The 14,964-nt window shown below is 58.1% G+C and carries 16 protein-coding genes, 1 tRNA gene and 1 pseudogene; 10 read left to right on the top strand and 8 right to left on the bottom strand.

The window, feature by feature from the left end; genetic code table 11:
* Positions 1-6: 6 nt before the first annotated feature.
* The 3 genes and pseudogenes from CF137_RS04680 to lolB form a co-directional block, all read right to left on the bottom strand.
* Positions 7-81, bottom strand: a tRNA-Gln gene (locus CF137_RS04680).
* Positions 61-931, bottom strand: a pseudogene (gene ispE / locus CF137_RS04675) (4-(cytidine 5'-diphospho)-2-C-methyl-D-erythritol kinase). The gene CF137_RS04680 and the pseudogene ispE overlap by 21 nt, the downstream one beginning before the upstream one ends.
* 28 nt (positions 932-959) lie before the next feature.
* Complete coding sequence (lolB, locus tag CF137_RS04670) at positions 960-1,550, bottom strand: lipoprotein insertase outer membrane protein LolB (protein ID WP_162515840.1); 591 nt, start codon at positions 1,548-1,550, stop codon at positions 960-962.
* 125 nt (positions 1,551-1,675) lie between these two features.
* On the opposite strand from lolB, the gene hemA reads away from it, so the two are divergent.
* The 7 genes from hemA to CF137_RS04635 all read left to right on the top strand — a co-directional run bounded on the left by hemA (position 1,676) and on the right by CF137_RS04635 (position 8,909).
* Positions 1,676-2,932 (top strand): glutamyl-tRNA reductase, encoded by a 1,257-nt coding sequence (gene hemA / locus CF137_RS04665; RefSeq protein WP_101318372.1) that lies wholly within the window; start codon positions 1,676-1,678, stop codon positions 2,930-2,932.
* A 54-nt stretch (positions 2,933-2,986) separates the two neighbouring features.
* Positions 2,987-4,075, top strand: a complete 1,089-nt coding sequence (prfA, locus tag CF137_RS04660; protein WP_042020540.1) for a peptide chain release factor 1 — start codon at positions 2,987-2,989, stop codon at positions 4,073-4,075.
* A gap of 61 nt (positions 4,076-4,136) precedes the next feature.
* On the top strand, positions 4,137-4,982 hold the full coding sequence (gene prmC / locus CF137_RS04655; protein ID WP_139718201.1) for a peptide chain release factor N(5)-glutamine methyltransferase: 846 nt from the start codon (positions 4,137-4,139) through the stop codon (positions 4,980-4,982).
* Between the two features lie 88 nt (positions 4,983-5,070).
* Positions 5,071-5,454, top strand: a complete 384-nt coding sequence (locus tag CF137_RS04650; RefSeq protein ID WP_139718200.1) for a SirB2 family protein — start codon at positions 5,071-5,073, stop codon at positions 5,452-5,454.
* 12 nt (positions 5,455-5,466) lie between these two features.
* Positions 5,467-6,267 carry a SirB1 family protein gene (locus CF137_RS04645; protein ID WP_042020543.1) on the top strand — a complete coding sequence of 267 codons (801 nt, stop codon included), beginning with the start codon at positions 5,467-5,469 and terminating at the stop codon, positions 6,265-6,267.
* Positions 6,268-6,469: 202 nt separating this feature from the next.
* The gene (gene kdsA / locus CF137_RS04640) at positions 6,470-7,324 is read left to right on the top strand and encodes a 3-deoxy-8-phosphooctulonate synthase (protein WP_139718199.1); all 855 of its coding nucleotides are present in this window, start codon (positions 6,470-6,472) and stop codon (positions 7,322-7,324) included.
* A gap of 304 nt (positions 7,325-7,628) precedes the next feature.
* The gene (locus tag CF137_RS04635; RefSeq protein ID WP_139718198.1) at positions 7,629-8,909 is read left to right on the top strand and encodes a dicarboxylate/amino acid:cation symporter; all 1,281 of its coding nucleotides are present in this window, start codon (positions 7,629-7,631) and stop codon (positions 8,907-8,909) included.
* A 142-nt stretch (positions 8,910-9,051) separates the two neighbouring features.
* On the opposite strand, the gene grcA is transcribed toward CF137_RS04635, so the two are convergent.
* Positions 9,052-9,432: an autonomous glycyl radical cofactor GrcA gene (gene grcA, locus CF137_RS04630; protein ID WP_042020546.1), complete on the bottom strand. Its 381-nt coding sequence runs from the start codon at positions 9,430-9,432 to the stop codon at positions 9,052-9,054.
* A gap of 369 nt (positions 9,433-9,801) precedes the next feature.
* Between grcA and CF137_RS04625 the strand changes: the two genes are divergently transcribed.
* From CF137_RS04625 to CF137_RS04615, 3 genes are all read left to right on the top strand, one after another.
* On the top strand, positions 9,802-10,536 hold the full coding sequence (locus tag CF137_RS04625) for a substrate-binding periplasmic protein (protein WP_139718197.1): 735 nt from the start codon (positions 9,802-9,804) through the stop codon (positions 10,534-10,536).
* A gap of 69 nt (positions 10,537-10,605) precedes the next feature.
* Positions 10,606-11,283 (top strand): uracil-DNA glycosylase, encoded by a 678-nt coding sequence (gene ung / locus CF137_RS04620; RefSeq protein WP_139718196.1) that lies wholly within the window; start codon positions 10,606-10,608, stop codon positions 11,281-11,283.
* A gap of 70 nt (positions 11,284-11,353) precedes the next feature.
* Positions 11,354-11,905: a hemerythrin domain-containing protein gene (locus CF137_RS04615; RefSeq protein ID WP_101325394.1), complete on the top strand. Its 552-nt coding sequence runs from the start codon at positions 11,354-11,356 to the stop codon at positions 11,903-11,905.
* A 167-nt stretch (positions 11,906-12,072) separates the two neighbouring features.
* Here CF137_RS04615 and CF137_RS04610 read toward each other — a convergent pair whose 3' ends face one another.
* The 4 genes from CF137_RS04610 to CF137_RS04595 form a co-directional block, all read right to left on the bottom strand.
* Positions 12,073-12,873: a helix-turn-helix transcriptional regulator gene (locus CF137_RS04610; RefSeq protein WP_139718195.1), complete on the bottom strand. Its 801-nt coding sequence runs from the start codon at positions 12,871-12,873 to the stop codon at positions 12,073-12,075.
* A gap of 11 nt (positions 12,874-12,884) precedes the next feature.
* Positions 12,885-13,421 (bottom strand): YbhB/YbcL family Raf kinase inhibitor-like protein, encoded by a 537-nt coding sequence (locus CF137_RS04605; RefSeq protein WP_139718194.1) that lies wholly within the window; start codon positions 13,419-13,421, stop codon positions 12,885-12,887.
* Between the two features lie 239 nt (positions 13,422-13,660).
* Positions 13,661-14,161: a DinB family protein gene (locus CF137_RS04600; RefSeq protein ID WP_139718193.1), complete on the bottom strand. Its 501-nt coding sequence runs from the start codon at positions 14,159-14,161 to the stop codon at positions 13,661-13,663.
* Between the two features lie 184 nt (positions 14,162-14,345).
* Positions 14,346-14,954, bottom strand: coding sequence for a short chain dehydrogenase (locus CF137_RS04595; protein WP_139718192.1), 609 nt, complete (start codon positions 14,952-14,954; stop codon positions 14,346-14,348).
* Between the last annotated feature and the right edge of the window lie 10 nt (positions 14,955-14,964).

Below are 14,964 nucleotides of genomic sequence, written 5' to 3'. Positions count from 1 at the left end.
TGGATTTGGCTGGGGTACTAGGATTCGAACCTAGGAATGGCGAGATCAAAACCCGCTGCCTTACCGCTTGGCGATACCCCAATCATTTGAACTGTTGCAATGTCCAGAAGAGAGGTGATATGTTCTCGCCTTTCGCGACAAACCCATCTAGCCCCTTCGGCACCTTGGCAAACACTTCCCGAGCAGTCACTTCGTCTTCAAATTGAGCAAAGACGCAGGCTCCTGTGCCCGTCATTCTCGACGGCGCGTATTCTAGCAACCAGCCGAGCGCATTGGCAACCTCGGGGTGGCGCTTTTTCACCAGTGATTCGCAATCGTTTTTCCACTCACCTGCCAGCAAGTTGTCCAACGCCATTTTCGGAGTGGCTCTGGGCAGGTCCGGATCCTGAAATACCGCCGCCGTCGCCACATGGCAATCGGGTTTGAGCACCAGATACCAGGCGCTTGGTAATTCGACCGGTTGCAGCCGCTCACCCACCCCTTCGGCAAAGGCGGCCCGACCACGGACAAACACCGGCACATCGGCTCCCAGCTGCACACCAAGCTGTGCCAGTTCATCTTCGCTCAAACCGGCTTGCCAGAGCTGGTTAAGCGCCACCAGCGTGGTGGCGGCATCGGACGATCCGCCGCCAATCCCGCCCCCCATGGGTAGCACTTTCTCCAACCGGATATGGGCTCCCTGCGGGCTCGGCAGCTTGGCTTGCAGCAGGCGCGCCGCCCGGATGATCAGGTTCTGCTCGTCTGGCACGCCAGGAATGGCAGGGCTCAAGGTGAGTGTGTCGCTGCCGGCAATCACCTCGAACTCGAGCCAGTCGTTGTGATTGAGGAAGATAAACAGGGTTTGCAGCTCGTGATAGCCATCGGCGCGACGACCATTGACGTGCAAAAACAGGTTGAGTTTGGCCGGTGCCGGCCAGCGAGTTGCGGTCATTGCGGGATTCTTGTCAGTGGAAGTCATTTCAGTTGTCGCCATCAGGGGCCAGCGTCCATTGGTTGATCTGCAGCTTGAGGCGGCTGTTTTGGCCGGTCATGGTCAGCTGGTGGGGCAGGCGGTAGCCATCTTGATCCCGATAGTCGCCATAGACGATCTGCCATTGGCCGTCACGGACACTGGCCAGACTGCGGTCGGGGTTGAGTTCGAACTCCGCCTGACCCGGCAGCCCCTTGATCCACTCCGGCAGTCCGGTGACCGGAATATGCCAACCCGTGAGCTGATAGATCAGCGCCTCGGCATCCTGGCTCTGGTGGCGTTTGCCGTCGCTGTCGAGCAGGGTGATCTCCCCCTTGCTGCGGGAGAGCTCCAGAATATTGGTGCCAATCAGGCTGCTGAGGTTGAGACGATAATCCTCGCCATCCTGCTGCCAGTTGAGGCGGGCGCTGCCTTTCTGCTGGGGGGTGATGATGGCCATCTTGCCGACTATTTGCCAGTGGGTCAGCTGTTCGAGACGGGTCCGCTCCTGGTTCCAGTTCACCTGATCCCGTTGGGGTTGGGTGGTGGCACAACCGGCCAGCAACAGCAGACAGGTGAGGGTGAAAATACGCAACAGCACGGCAAGGCTCCAGAGAGAGGAATTTGCCACAGTATACGGGGCTGCCGTATTGCTTTTAAAGACTTACCCTTTCTCGTACAATTGCCGCCTTTGCACCCTGCATATGAAATGATCGTCGCCCACTCATGAGTTTGCTAGCACTCGGAATCAACCACAACACCGCCAGTGTCGCCTTGCGGGAGCGGGTCGCCTTTGGCCCGGACTGCATCGATCGCGCCTTGCGTGAACTGGTGAGCCAATCCGGTGTCAGCGAGGCGGTGATTGTCTCCACCTGTAACCGGACCGAACTGTACTGCAACCTGGATGGCGAGCAGCAGAGCGAGGTGTTGCGCTGGTTGCAGCAGTTCCACGGGCTGGATGCCGCCGAGCTGGTCAATGCCATCTATCAGCACCATGACGAAGAGGCGGTGCGCCACCTGATGCGGGTGGCGTGCGGGCTCGATTCGCTGGTGCTCGGTGAGCCGCAGATCCTCGGCCAAATCAAGCAATCCTATGCCCATGCTCAGCAGTCAGACTCCCTCAAGGGAACCCTGGAGCGGCTGTTCCAGAAGTCGTTCTCGGTGGCGAAACGGGTGCGCACCGATACCGAGATCGGCGCCAGCGCGGTGTCGGTGGCCTTTGCCGCCGTCAGCTTGGGGCGACGGATCTTCTCCGACCTTTCCCAGACCAAGGTGCTGTTGGTGGGGGCGGGGGAGACCATCGAGCTGGTGGCACGTCATCTGCGCGAGCAGAACGTCACCCGGATGATGGTGGCCAACCGTACCCTGCAGCGCGCCCAGACCCTGGCGGCCGAATTCGGCGCCCAGGTGATGACGCTCGAAGAGATCCCCGACTATCTGCACGAGGCGGATATCGTCATCAGTTCGACCGCCAGCCCCCTGCCCATCATTGGCAAGGGGATGGTGGAGCGCGCCCTCAAGGCCCGCCGCTCCAAGCCGATGTTTCTGGTGGATATCGCGGTGCCGCGTGACATCGAAGCCGAAGTGGATGAGCTCTCCGATGCTTATCTCTACACGGTGGATGATCTGCAGGGGATCATCGAGCAGAATCTCGAAACCCGTAAAAGGGCGGCGGCGCAGGCGGAAGTGATCGTGCAGGAAGAGCGCGACGAGTTTATGGGTTGGTACCGGAGTCAGCGCTCGGTCGATCTGATCCGTGACTATCGCCATCAGTCCCAACAGGTGGCGGACGAAGAGCTGCAGCGCGCCCTGCTGGCATTGGCACAGGGCGAGAGTGCCGAGCAGGCGCTCAAGGCGATGGCCCATCGCCTCACCAACAAGTTGATCCACGCGCCGACCCAGGCCTTGCGCCAGGCGGCTTCCCAGGGCGATCAGAGCGAGCTGTCCCGCTTGCGGCAGGCGCTGGGATTGTCCCAAGAGTAATTGTTCGGGGTTGCCATGCTGGCGGCCCCTTCCTCCATTGAGAATGCAAGAGTTATGAATCCGTCACTGATCAGAAAGCTGGAAGGCCTCATCGAGCGCCACGAAGAAGTTCAGGCCATGCTCGGCGAGCCGGATGTGGTCTCGGATCAGGAGCGCTACCGCGCCCTGACCCGCGAGTATGCCCAGCTGGAAGATATCGTTCACGCTTTCCAGCATTATCGTCAGGCGCAGGATGATCTGGAGACCACCCAGCTGATGCTGGAAGAGGATGACGCCGACCTGCGCGAGATGGCGCAGGAGGAGCTGCCACTGGTCAAGGCCGCCCTGGAGCAACAGGAGCAGGCGATGCAGGTGATGCTGCTGCCCAAGGATCCCCGCGATGACAATAACTGTTATCTGGAGATCCGCGCCGGTGCCGGTGGCGACGAAGCGGCGATCTTTGCCGGCGACCTGTTTCGCATGTATTCACGCTTTGCCGAGCGTCAGGGCTGGCGCCTTTCCATCGTCAGTTGCAACGACGGTGAATACGGTGGCTACAAGGAGGTGATCGCCAAGATCGACGGCGAGCGGGTTTATGGCCGCCTCAAGTTTGAATCCGGTGGCCACCGGGTGCAGCGGGTGCCAGAAACCGAATCTCAGGGTCGGGTGCACACCTCTGCCTGCACCGTCGCCGTGCTGCCGGAAGTACCGGAAGCCGAGCAGATCGAGATCAACCCCTCTGATCTGAAGATCGACACCTTCCGTGCCTCCGGTGCCGGTGGTCAGCACGTCAACAAGACCGACTCGGCCATTCGTATCACCCACCTGCCGACCGGTCTGGTGGTGGAGTGTCAGGACGAGCGCTCCCAGCACAAGAACCGCGCCAAGGCGATGTCAGTGCTCTCTGCCCGCCTGCAGGCGGCCGAGGATGAGCGCCACCGCGCTGCCGAACAGAGCACTCGCCGCAATCTGGTGGGCTCCGGTGATCGCTCCGAGCGTATTCGCACTTACAACTACCCGCAGGGCCGTCTCTCCGAGCACCGCATCAACCTCACCCTGTACCGCCTCTCCGAAATTTTGGAAGGGGATCTGGACTGCATCATCACGCCGCTGGTGCAGGAGTATCAGGCCGATCAGCTCGCCTCGCTGGCCGAGAACAGCTGATGCAACTGGTGATCCGGCAAGCTCGCATTAAGTGTTGCGCCCATAGGATGGAGTGGCACTGATGCAGATCCAGCAGGCCCGTGCCCATATCATGACGGTACTGGCTGGCGGGGAATCCCCCCGTGCCGATGCCGATGTGCTGCTCTGCCATCTGCTCGATTGTCGCCGCGGCTATCTGATGACCTGGCCCGAGCGCGAGCTGGATGCCGCCCAGCAGGCCACCCTGCAAGGGTGGCTTGACCGTCGGCTGGCGGGTGAACCCATCGCCCATCTGGTGGGCGAACGGGAGTTCTGGTCGCTGCCGCTCAAGGTGAGCCCGGCGACCCTGATCCCGCGCCCCGATACCGAGGTGCTGGTCGAGCAGGCGCTGACCAAAATTCCGCAAGGGCCGTGCGCCGTGCTGGATCTGGGCACCGGCACCGGCGCCATCGCGCTGGCGCTCAAGTCCGAGCGCCCCGAGGTCGATGTATGGGCGGTGGACAGGATGGCCGATGCCGCCGCATTGGCCCGTGAAAACAGCGCCGCGCTGGGATTGCCCATCGAAGTGCGGCACGGCAGCTGGTTTGAGCCGCTTGGCGATGCAGGCCTGAGCAAGGCGCCCCGTTTTGCGGTGATCGTCTCCAATCCGCCCTATATTGATGGCGCCGATCCCCATCTCGAGCAGGGGGACGTACGGTTTGAACCGCGCTCGGCGCTGGTTGCCGATGAGGCCGGACTGGCGGATATCCGCCACATCGTGGCCCATGCCCCCGCTTATCTGCTGACCGATGGCTGGCTGTTGCTGGAACATGGCTGGGATCAGGGCGCTGCAGTGCGGCAGTTGCTGGGGGATAACGGCTATCGCGAGGTCGCCACTGTGCGCGATTACGGCGATAACGACAGGGTCACGCTGGGGCGCCGTCCGTAGCGGTAAGGTCCCGTTTTAGCCTGAGTTTGGTCGAACGACAGGTTTTATACGCTGGGTGCCGTTGTGGCACTCCTTGCAAGGATTAACGATGTATTTTGTGCTCAAACTGCTGCACTTCTTCCTGATTGCCGGGGCTGTGCTGATCTTTATGCTCCGCTTCTACTGGGTGCAAACAACCGCTAGCCGTGCCTACAGCGCGCCTGTGGTGAAACTCAGTGGCTGGCTCAATGGTCTGGTGATGCTCTCCGGCGTGCTGCTCTGTGTGGCGCTGGATCTCAACCCGTTCAATAACGGCACACCCTGGCTCAGCGAAAAGTTGATGGGTATTGTGGTGCTGGTGTTTCTGGCGACCATGGCGCTGCGGCTGGCCAAAAGCAATCTTATCCGCTGGTGTTCTTTTCTGGGCGCCCTGGGGTGGCTCTTTTTCATTGCCAAGTTGGCAGTGCTCAAACAGACGAGTTTATTCGGTTAAGGCATGAAGAAGATGTTACGCATAGACGAATGGACCGATTTTGAAGCTCATGACATCACCGAACTGGCGTTGTCGATCAGCGATGAGATTTACGGATCTGCCGAGCAGGGAGGACGTGAGTTGACCCTGCTGGATGAGTGGCTGGACGAACAGATCGAAGAGGGAACGTGTGACGAGGTGCGTGAGCAACTGTTGCAGGGCTTTTACCAGCAGCTCGGTTTTCATGGCGACTGGCAGGATTACTTCTCTGCGAATAATAGTGACCTCAATCAGGTGCTAGTGCAGCGCAAGGGGATCCCGGTCAGCCTCGGTATTTTGATTATTCAGCTGGGGCGCAAGCTCGGGCTCGATGTGGAGGGGATCTGTTTCCCCGGCCACTTCCTGGTCAGCTTTGCCGGTGGTGAAGGAGAGGTCTATGTCGATCCCTTTACCGGCGATGAGCTGAGTCTGGCCCGCATCGAACTGCTGCTGCGCGGTGCGTTGGGGGATTTAGCCACCCTGACCCCGGCTTATCTGCAACCGTCTGGGCAGTGGGAGATCATCGAGCGACTGCTCAACGTCAGCAAGGGTGCTCTGCTGCGGGAAGATCGCATGCCAGAGGCGCTGCGCTGCAGCGAGCTGCTATTGCGCATGAAGCCGGGCGACCCGCTGGAGACGCGGGATCGCGGCTTCATCTACGAGCAGCTCGACTGCCCCCGTCAGGCCGCCGACGATTTTAGCTATTTTATTGAACAATGCCCGGACGATCCGGTAGCCGATGTGCTCAAAGTTCAGCTGGCCGCGCTGGATCTTAGCCCCAAGCCCCTCCATTAAGGACGGCTTGGCAGTGACACAGAAGAATATCAAGGCCGCTGCGCCCGGTCGCAGCGACTAACTTGGCTTCATGCCCCAAGCCTCTTCATTAAAGATGTCTTGGAACTGAAACAGAAGAATATCAAGGCTGCTGTGCCCGGTCGCAGCGACTAACTTGGCTTCATGCCCCAAGACCCAAACCCGTTTATTAAGGATGTCTTAGATGGACCAGAAGAATATCAAGATCAACGAGATCGACGTTGCCAACGACAAACCGTTTGTGCTGTTCGGCGGCATGAACGTACTGGAATCGCGCGATATGGCGATGGCGGTGTGCGAAAAGTATATGGAAGTGACGACCAGGCTGGGTATTCCGTTTGTCTTCAAGGCGAGCTGGGATAAGGCTAATCGCTCTTCTATCCACTCCTATCGCGGCCCGGGTCTGGAAGAGGGGATGAAGATTTTCCAGGAGCTGAAAGCCACCTTCGGCATGCCGGTGATCTCTGATCTGCACGAGCCCCATCAGGCCAAGGCTGTTGCCGAGGTGGTTGATGTGATCCAGCTGCCCGCCTTCCTGGCACGCCAGACCGATCTGGTGGAAGCAATGGCGCGCACCGGCAATGTCATCAACATCAAAAAGCCCCAGTTCCTGAGCCCGGGTCAGATGAAGAACATCACCGACAAGTTCGAAGAGTGCGGTAATGACCGCTTGATCCTCTGCGAGCGCGGCGCCAACTTTGGTTACGACAACCTGGTGGTAGACATGCTGGGGCTGGGGGTGATGAAGAAGAGCACCGGCGGTTACCCGGTTATTTTTGACGTTACCCACTCCCTGCAGTGCCGTGATCCGTTGGGAGCTGCCTCCGGTGGTCGTCGCGAGCAGGTGACCGAGCTGGCTCGCGCTGGTATGGCGGTCGGTCTGGCCGGTCTGTTTATTGAATCCCACCCGGATCCGAAGATCGCTCGCTGCGATGGCCCGAGCGCCTTGCCGCTGGAGAAGCTGGAAGGCTTCCTCAAGCAGATGAAGGCCATCGATGACCTGATCAAGGGCTTCGAACCTCTCGATACCTCGGTCTGATCCCGACGCTGTCGTGCTTGATGAAAAATGCTCCGCAATGCGGGGCATTTTTTATATCTGCCATATTTTGCTAAAGGCTAAAATTAATCTTTGATCAAACAACCATTGGTTGCTGTGGCGTTAAAGGTGTTAATTTTGTTGTGTGATTAATGTCTCTTAATTGTTTTTTATTACATGTAGAGTAGTCGCCGTAGTAATGCAGAAACGGCATGGATCGGGTGAGATACGCAGATATCTCGTCCCGGCTATCTGCATGCTTATTGCTGCCCTAACAATGTGCAATTAAATTAACAGGACGTTAATAATGCGAAAGAAACTATTTAGCAGCCTCTATTTTCAGGTATTGCTCGCGATCACCCTCGGGGTATTGCTGGGGCATGTCTATCCGGAACTGGGCGCTGATATGAAGCCCCTCGGTGATGGCTTCGTCAAATTGATCAAGATGATCATCGCCCCCGTTATTTTCTGTACCGTGGTCACCGGTATTGCCGGGATGGAGAGCATGAAAGCAGTCGGCAAGACCGGTGCCATTGCTCTGCTCTACTTCGAGGTGGTCAGCACCATCGCCCTGATCATCGGGCTGTGCGTGGTCAACCTGTTGCAGCCGGGGGCCGGCATGAACGTCGATCCGGCCGCGCTGGATGCCAGCGCCATCTCTGCCTATGCGGAACAGGCCAAGTCCCAGGGCATTATCGCCTTTTTACTGGATATTATTCCGGGCAGCGTGATCGGTGCCTTTGCCAGCGGCAATATCTTGCAGGTATTGCTGTTTGCGGTGCTGTTCGGTTTCTCCCTGCATCATATTGGCGAGAAGGGACAGGTTATTTTCGGCGTCATCGACAGTTTCTCCAAAGTCATATTTGGCATTATCAATATGATAATGAGACTGGCACCGATCGGTGCATTCGGGGCAATGGCATTTACCATCGGTAAATATGGGGTGGGTTCGCTGGTACAGCTGGGCCAGTTGATCGCCTGCTTCTATATCACCTGCCTCTTCTTCATCTTCGTTGTGCTGGGCAGCATCGCCAAAGCCTCCGGTTTTAGCATCCTGCGTTTTATCTCCTACATTCGCGAGGAGCTGCTGATCGTGCTGGGGACCTCCTCTTCCGAGTCGGTATTGCCACGGATGCTGGACAAGATGGAGAAGCTGGGTTGCCAGAAATCGGTAGTAGGGCTCGTTATTCCGACCGGTTACTCCTTCAACCTGGATGGCACCTCCATCTATCTGACCATGGCGGCGATTTTCATCGCGCAGGCCACCAATACGCCGCTGGACCTGTTCCAGCAGATCACCCTGCTGGTGGTGCTGCTGATCTCCTCGAAAGGGGCGGCCGGGGTAACCGGTAGCGGCTTTATCGTGCTGGCGGCGACCATTTCGGCGGTGGGTCATCTGCCACTGGCCGGTTTGGCGCTGATCCTCGGGATCGATCGCTTCATGTCCGAAGCGCGGGCGCTGACCAACCTGATCGGTAACGGGGTTGCTACTGTGGTGGTCGCCAAATACTGCAAGCAGTTGGACCAGAAGAAGATGGATGCGGTGCTCGGCGGCAAGGCCGGGCAGCTGGAAGTGGACAGGGCCTAAGCGCATTTTCCCCCGCACGGCCGCGTTGGCTGGTGCGGAGACAATAAAAAACGGCCGTTTGGCCGTTTTTTATTGTGCTGATACCGCGAGTATCTTTTTGTGTTGATACCGTGAGTATCAGCGGTTCACTGCAAAGCGCTGATTACAGGCTGGCGGTGAAAGTACGGGTAACCACGTCACGCTGCTGTTCCGGGGTCAGTGCGTTGAAACGCACTGCATAGCCAGATACACGGATGGTCAGCTGCGGGTACTTCTCCGGGTTAGCGATAGCATCTTCCAGGGTTTCGCGACGCAGAACGTTGACGTTCAGGTGCTGGCCACCTTCAACAACCGGGTCAGTTTGCACTGGCAGTTCACGATATTCGAACTGACCCAGGTCAGCCAGTTGCACTTCTTGATCGGCAGCGAAAGCATCGCCTTTGACGCAGATGCAGCGAGCTTGTTGCTTCTCTTCGTCCAGCAGCCAGAAAGAGTTCAGCAGAGCGGTGTTAGCAGCTTGGGTGATTTGAATGCCTTTGATCATGGTATGACTCCTCAATGGGAACGCGAATCCAACTGTAAGGAAATTACCCTGATGTATTTAAGCTACCGTCGATGGCGATGACTTAAAGGGCCCTTGCCTTACACCTTTACTTTGATGCGGTCATATATACCATGGTGGTAATATTACCAAAATTGATCCAAATCAATAAAATTCAATAAAGCCGCATGTCAACGGTATTAATTTATTGAGTTGAATCAAATTTAGGTCATTTTTCCGAAATTGTAAGATATCCAGATAATGCATCTTTTATATCGCCAATTTAGTAATTTAACTACATCTTTTAGGCTTTTTTCTGATGAGAGCAGGGGGATTGGCTACACTCAGCAAACACACTGAGGAGAGTGCCGGGTGAAGAGTGGGTGGCGAAAGTGGGCATGGCTAGCCCTGTTGTGTTGTTGTACCAGCGCAGTGCGTGCCGAGACGGTGCGCATTGCCGTGGGCGAGTGGCCGCCCTATATCAGTGAGGCGCTGCCCAATCAGGGCTTTCTCTGCCAGTTGGTACGCGAGGCCTTCGCCCAGTCGGGGCTGGATGTCAGTTTTCACTTCTACCCCTGGGCCGAGGCTTACCGGCTGACCCAGGAGGGGAGGTATGTGGTCACCATGCCCTGGTTCCGTTCCAGTGAACGTGAACAGTACTTTTATTTTTCTGCCTCGCTCGGCGATTTCACGACTCGCCTCTTTATGCTGGCCGGTTCGCCGCAGGTGAATTTGGGGGAGCTAAAAGAGCAGCCGGTCGGGGTCACCCGTGGCTATTTTTATGGCGATGGTTTTGCCGCCCGCCAAGCCGGGCTTACCCTCGAGTGGTCAGATTCCGATGAGCAGAGCATGGGCAAGTTGCTCGCCGGGCGTATCAACTATCTGGTGATGGATGAGCAGGTGGCACAGACCCTGTTCCAGCAAGCGATCTCCCGTCATCCCCCATCGCTGGCGCTGACCCACGTCGCTGATCCTATCTGGTCGCAACCGGGATACCTGCTGATGCGCAAGGCCGATCCTGATGCGCGCCGTCTGATGTTGCTGTTCAACGCAGGCCTGCACAAGTTGGAGCGCTCGGGGCGTGTTGCTCGGATCTGGCAACAGTGAGCTACTGTTGCGTCTTGTAGGCTGGCCCCCTATCCTGAGCCCTTCGCCGATTCAAGTGAGGAGTTAGGGGTGCAGACCTGGAGTGATGTGATTGGCTCTGAAAAAGAGCAGGACTATTTCAAACTTACGCTGGCGACCGTCAGAGCGGAGCGGGAAGCGGGCAAGGTGATCTACCCGCCAACAGCCGATGTGTTTAATGCCTTCAAGCTGACCGAACTGGATCAGGTCAAGGTGGTGATCCTGGGACAGGACCCCTACCACGGCCCCAATCAGGCGCACGGTCTCTGTTTCTCCGTCCTACCCGGGGTGCGTACCCCGCCTTCCCTGGTCAACATCTATAAAGAGTTGCAGCGGGATCTGCCAGACTTTGTCACCCCCAATCACGGCTTTCTCGAATCCTGGGCCAAACAGGGGGTCTTGCTGCTCAATACAGTGCTGACGGTGCAGGCCGGTCAGGCTCACTCTCACGCTCAGCTCGGTTGGGAGACCTTCACCGATCGGGTTATCGAGCAGATCAATGCCAGCTGTCAGGGGGTAGTCTTCCTGTTGTGGGGGGCACATGCCCAGAAGAAGGGGCGTTTTATCGATCGTCAGCGCCACCATGTGTTGACCGCACCCCATCCGAGCCCTCTCTCTGCCCACCGTGGTTTCATCGGTTGTGGCCACTTTACCGAGACCAATCGCTTGCTGGAACAGCAGGGCAAGGAGCCGATCCTGTGGAATTCTGTCTGCACTTCACTTGATTGAGTGCAAAGTTTGGGCGACAAATGACCGTATACTCAGGGACATAACATTAATTGAGAGCCAAGGAGTGCCCATGTTATCCAGTCTGCACAAGGAACATCTCAACATCGCCCGACTCTTGGAGCTGCTCAAGCACAAGTTGGCGGCGATCCATGCCGAACAGCCGATCAGCTACTTCTTGGTGCGGGATGTCATCGACTATCTGCGGGAGGTTTCTGACAAGTATCACCATCCCAAGGAAGACCTCATCTATGACTACTACCTGAAGTATCGGATGGTAGAGGGTGAGGTGGCTCACCGCTTGCAAGAAGATCACCTCAAATTGCTGGAGGCGGGTACCGATCTCAAGGAGATGGTAGAGATGATCCTGATGGATGCGGTGATCCCCCTTGATCAGTTCACCAGCAGACTGGAGCAATTTGTGGCGCTGCAAGAGGCGCACATGAACTACGAAGAGGGGGAGATCTTCCCCCATCTGCGTAACGCCCTGACCGAGGATGACTGGCGCCAGCTGGAGCAAAACTGGCAGAACCGTGCCATTGGCGATCCCCTGTTCGGGGCCGAGGTGAGCCAGCACTTTCAGGCGCTGGCCAAACGACTCTCGCTGCCGCTCACGACCGGCTAAGAGGCGGGCGTATCTGCAGCGCGGCGGGTACCGCGTGAGTGCAACTTAAGTGAAAACAGAAAGGCCTCCATCCGGAGGCCTTTTGCATCATGGGTGTTGCCATCCATTGCGCAGCCCAAGGACAGACAACTGCTGGCAGTAACTCTCTTTGGAGCATTACTTATCGACTATCTGGCGTGACTGAGCGGGGTGGATGGACAGGTGTGCAGATATTGGTGGGGAGTCAGGCCGAACTCCTGTTTGAAGCGGGCTGCAAAACGGCTGGGGGAGTCATAACCGCAAGCGAGGGCGACCTCCAGCGGGGGCAGGCCCTGTTGCAACAGGTTAAGGGCGTGGCTCATGCGCACCTGAGCCAGCAACTGGCGAAAGCTGCGACCTTCGGCGGCCAGCTTGCGCACCATGGAGGCGCGACTCATGGCGAAGTGGGGGGCTACCGCCTCCAGGGTGTGGTCTATGCCGGGCTCGACCGCCAGGTAGCGGGCCAGCCGCTCGCCGAGGGTCATGGTGCTGGCGGGGAAGAGCAACCCGAGGGCATTTTCGGCCCGTAGCTCGGCATAGAATCCGCGCAGCAGCTCGGCTTGGGTCGTCTCGCTCAGACCCCGTTCGGCCATGGTGCTGATCAGCTCAAAGCAGAAGGCGAGCCCGGGCGTGATTTTGACGCTGGGCTCATCCAGATCGGTATGGGAAGGGGCTGACGCGGCCAGCCATTCCTGCGGCGGCGGGGTGAGCAATGTGATGGCGTGGGAGCGAAATTTGCCCTGCTCCGGCTGATTGACGAAGGTGAGCTGGTGGCCTGCCGGGATCAGCAGCCAACGCTCCCTGTCAAATGACAGACGCCGCTCTCGCCACCACAGTTGCTTGCTCCCCTGAGTGACCCAGATGAGGGTCGGGGCATAGATGAGCACCCGGTGCAGGGGCTGCTGGCGGATCCCGAGATAGTGGCTCTGTTGCAGCAGGGGAGTGCTCATCCGGTTGGCTCCTAGGGGGTGACGAATGTGGCGGTCAGGGTGGCCTTGCCGAGCGCTATGCTGTTGAGCATGTAGCCTACCATAGCGGGCGGGGTATCGGTCTTCACCTCGAGATCATGGGGCAGGGCCCAAGCGGTGAACTGATAGCGGTGCATGCCGTGGCCAGCGGGCGGGCAGGGGCCGCCGTAACCCTGGTTGCCAAAGTCGGTGCGTATCTCTAATCCCTGCTTGAGCTTGCCGGAGGCATTCCTGGCCAGCTCGCTCTGGGTGGCAGGCAGGTTCACCACCAGCCAGTGCCACCAGCCGCTGCCGGTGGGGGCATCGGGGTCGTAGGCGGTGATGGCGACGCGCTGGGTGCCAGCGGGCAGATCCTGCCAGCTCAGCTGGGGCGAGCGGTTATCGCCGCTGCAGCCAAAGCTGTTGAAGCTGAACTGCTTGTCCATCAGCTGGCCTTCGTGAATATCGCCACTGCGCAAGGTCATGGCAGAGGTGGGCAGGGCCGCCATACAGAGCAGGGGCAGCAGGGCGGCAGGTTTGAGCAATTTCATGGGGGTGACTCCTCGTGTGGTAACGGGATCACTTTAGCGAGGGGAGGGCATTATATTGTTGCATAACGGCTCATTATAATGCCATTAGATACGTTATTTGAGCCTTTTGGTTGTCTTATGGCACAAGGGTAAACGGCAGCCATAAAAAACTGGCATCCATGTGATGCCGGTTTTTGTTTGACGATGAGACGTGCGGCTTAGCGCAGGATCATCTCGTCACGGCCCGGGCCACGAGAGGGTCATCGTTGCCGTGCTGGCTCGCTGCGATGCAGGAAGGTGGTCAGGGTATCGCGCGGCGGCGTGATGCTGCATTGCACCAGAATCCGCCCGATAGCCCCCCTGTGATAGCCGCCGTGAGTCACCAGATGGAGCAACATTTCGTCGCGGCTCATCTGCCCCTTGTCACCATCGACAAAGCGAAATGAGAGCGGGGTTGCCCCCTCCTGCGGGCTGATGGCCGCGACGTAATCCACCAGCCAGTTATCCAGCTCGGTGACTGCGTTGCGAAGGGCGGTCAACGTTGGTGTCTCCGGGGTATTGGTGGCGGCAAAGCCGTGGGTTTTACCCAGTAGATTCGCTTTGAAGATGGCATCGACCACATGGATATGGTTGAAGATCCTAAGGCAGGTGTGGTGGGCCTCGCCATATTGCTGCGCATCGAGTGTGGCGATCGCATCCAGCAGCTCGCCATCGGCCCACCGCTTGTAGTGAAAGAGGGATTGAACTGTCTTGTTGCTCATCGCTTCCTTGCCCTTGTCGCTTCGTGAAGTGCGGCATGTTAGCCAAAAAGGGTTCAATACGAAACCCATTCTGTGACAGGCTTGGCGATCCAAATACAAAAAGCCCCGAGAGCAGGCGCTTTCGGGGAAGAGGAAAAACATCGACAAGGAATTACAAAGGCAGTGGGTTCACACCTGAACCGGATCAGGCATCGACATAGAGCACCTGGCCGGTAATAAAGCCATCGACGGAGCGCTCAAACGCCTTGCCGACCAGGGCGCCCGGCACCGGCTGGAAGCCGGGCATCATCTCGCCATATACGTCCCACGCCTCTTCCAGTACGGTCGGGTTGACCACATTGATGCGGATGCCGCGGGGCAGCTCGTGGGCCACGCACTGGACAAAGGTATCGATGGCGCCACTGGTGGTGGCATCGGCAATGGCCAGCGGGATCGGCTTGATATTGAGGATGCCGGAGATCAGGGTGAAGGAGCCGCCCTGGTTGATGTAGTTGAGGCCGACATTGACCAGATTGATCTGGCCCATCAGCTTGCTCTGGATGGTGGTTTGCCACTGCTCGTCGCTCATCTCGCCAAAGGGGGCGTATTCGCAATAGCCGGCGGTATTGACCACCGCATCGAAGGTGCCGACCTGCTGGTAGAGCCGCTCGATAGACTCCCTGCTGGTGATATCCACCTGAAAATCACACCCCTCGCCGGAGCGGCTGGCGGTGATCACCTTGTGCTTGCCCAGACCACTGAGGGCGGCTTGCCCCATTTTCCCCTGAGCACCAATCAGAATGACAGTTTTCATCGTTAACCTC

This window comes from Aeromonas sobria, assembly GCF_006243315.1.
GTDB classification, from domain to species: domain Bacteria; phylum Pseudomonadota; class Gammaproteobacteria; order Enterobacterales; family Aeromonadaceae; genus Aeromonas; species Aeromonas sobria_A.
The sequence above is the reverse complement of the archived record's forward strand: the minus strand, read 5'-3'. Positions and strand labels throughout refer to the sequence as shown.

Bases quoted from the DNA above. Each gene is read 5' to 3' on its own strand.
- CF137_RS04645 (WP_042020543.1), top strand. From the start codon at position 5,467: ATGTTACGCATAGACGAATGGACCGATTTTGAAGCTCATGACATCACC.
- hemA (WP_101318372.1), top strand. From the start codon at position 1,676: ATGAGTTTGCTAGCACTCGGAATCAACCACAACACCGCCAGTGTCGCC.
- CF137_RS04595 (WP_139718192.1), bottom strand. From the start codon at position 14,954: ATGAAAACTGTCATTCTGATTGGTGCTCAGGGGAAAATGGGGCAAGCC.
- CF137_RS04600 (WP_139718193.1), bottom strand. From the start codon at position 14,161: ATGAGCAACAAGACAGTTCAATCCCTCTTTCACTACAAGCGGTGGGCC.
- CF137_RS04635 (WP_139718198.1), top strand. From the start codon at position 7,629: ATGCGAAAGAAACTATTTAGCAGCCTCTATTTTCAGGTATTGCTCGCG.
- CF137_RS04615 (WP_101325394.1), top strand. From the start codon at position 11,354: ATGTTATCCAGTCTGCACAAGGAACATCTCAACATCGCCCGACTCTTG.
- CF137_RS04650 (WP_139718200.1), top strand. From the start codon at position 5,071: ATGTATTTTGTGCTCAAACTGCTGCACTTCTTCCTGATTGCCGGGGCT.
- kdsA (WP_139718199.1), top strand. From the start codon at position 6,470: ATGGACCAGAAGAATATCAAGATCAACGAGATCGACGTTGCCAACGAC.
- CF137_RS04610 (WP_139718195.1), bottom strand. From the start codon at position 12,873: ATGAGCACTCCCCTGCTGCAACAGAGCCACTATCTCGGGATCCGCCAG.
- CF137_RS04605 (WP_139718194.1), bottom strand. From the start codon at position 13,421: ATGAAATTGCTCAAACCTGCCGCCCTGCTGCCCCTGCTCTGTATGGCG.
- prmC (WP_139718201.1), top strand. From the start codon at position 4,137: ATGCAGATCCAGCAGGCCCGTGCCCATATCATGACGGTACTGGCTGGC.
- grcA (WP_042020546.1), bottom strand. From the start codon at position 9,432: ATGATCAAAGGCATTCAAATCACCCAAGCTGCTAACACCGCTCTGCTG.
- prfA (WP_042020540.1), top strand. From the start codon at position 2,987: ATGAATCCGTCACTGATCAGAAAGCTGGAAGGCCTCATCGAGCGCCAC.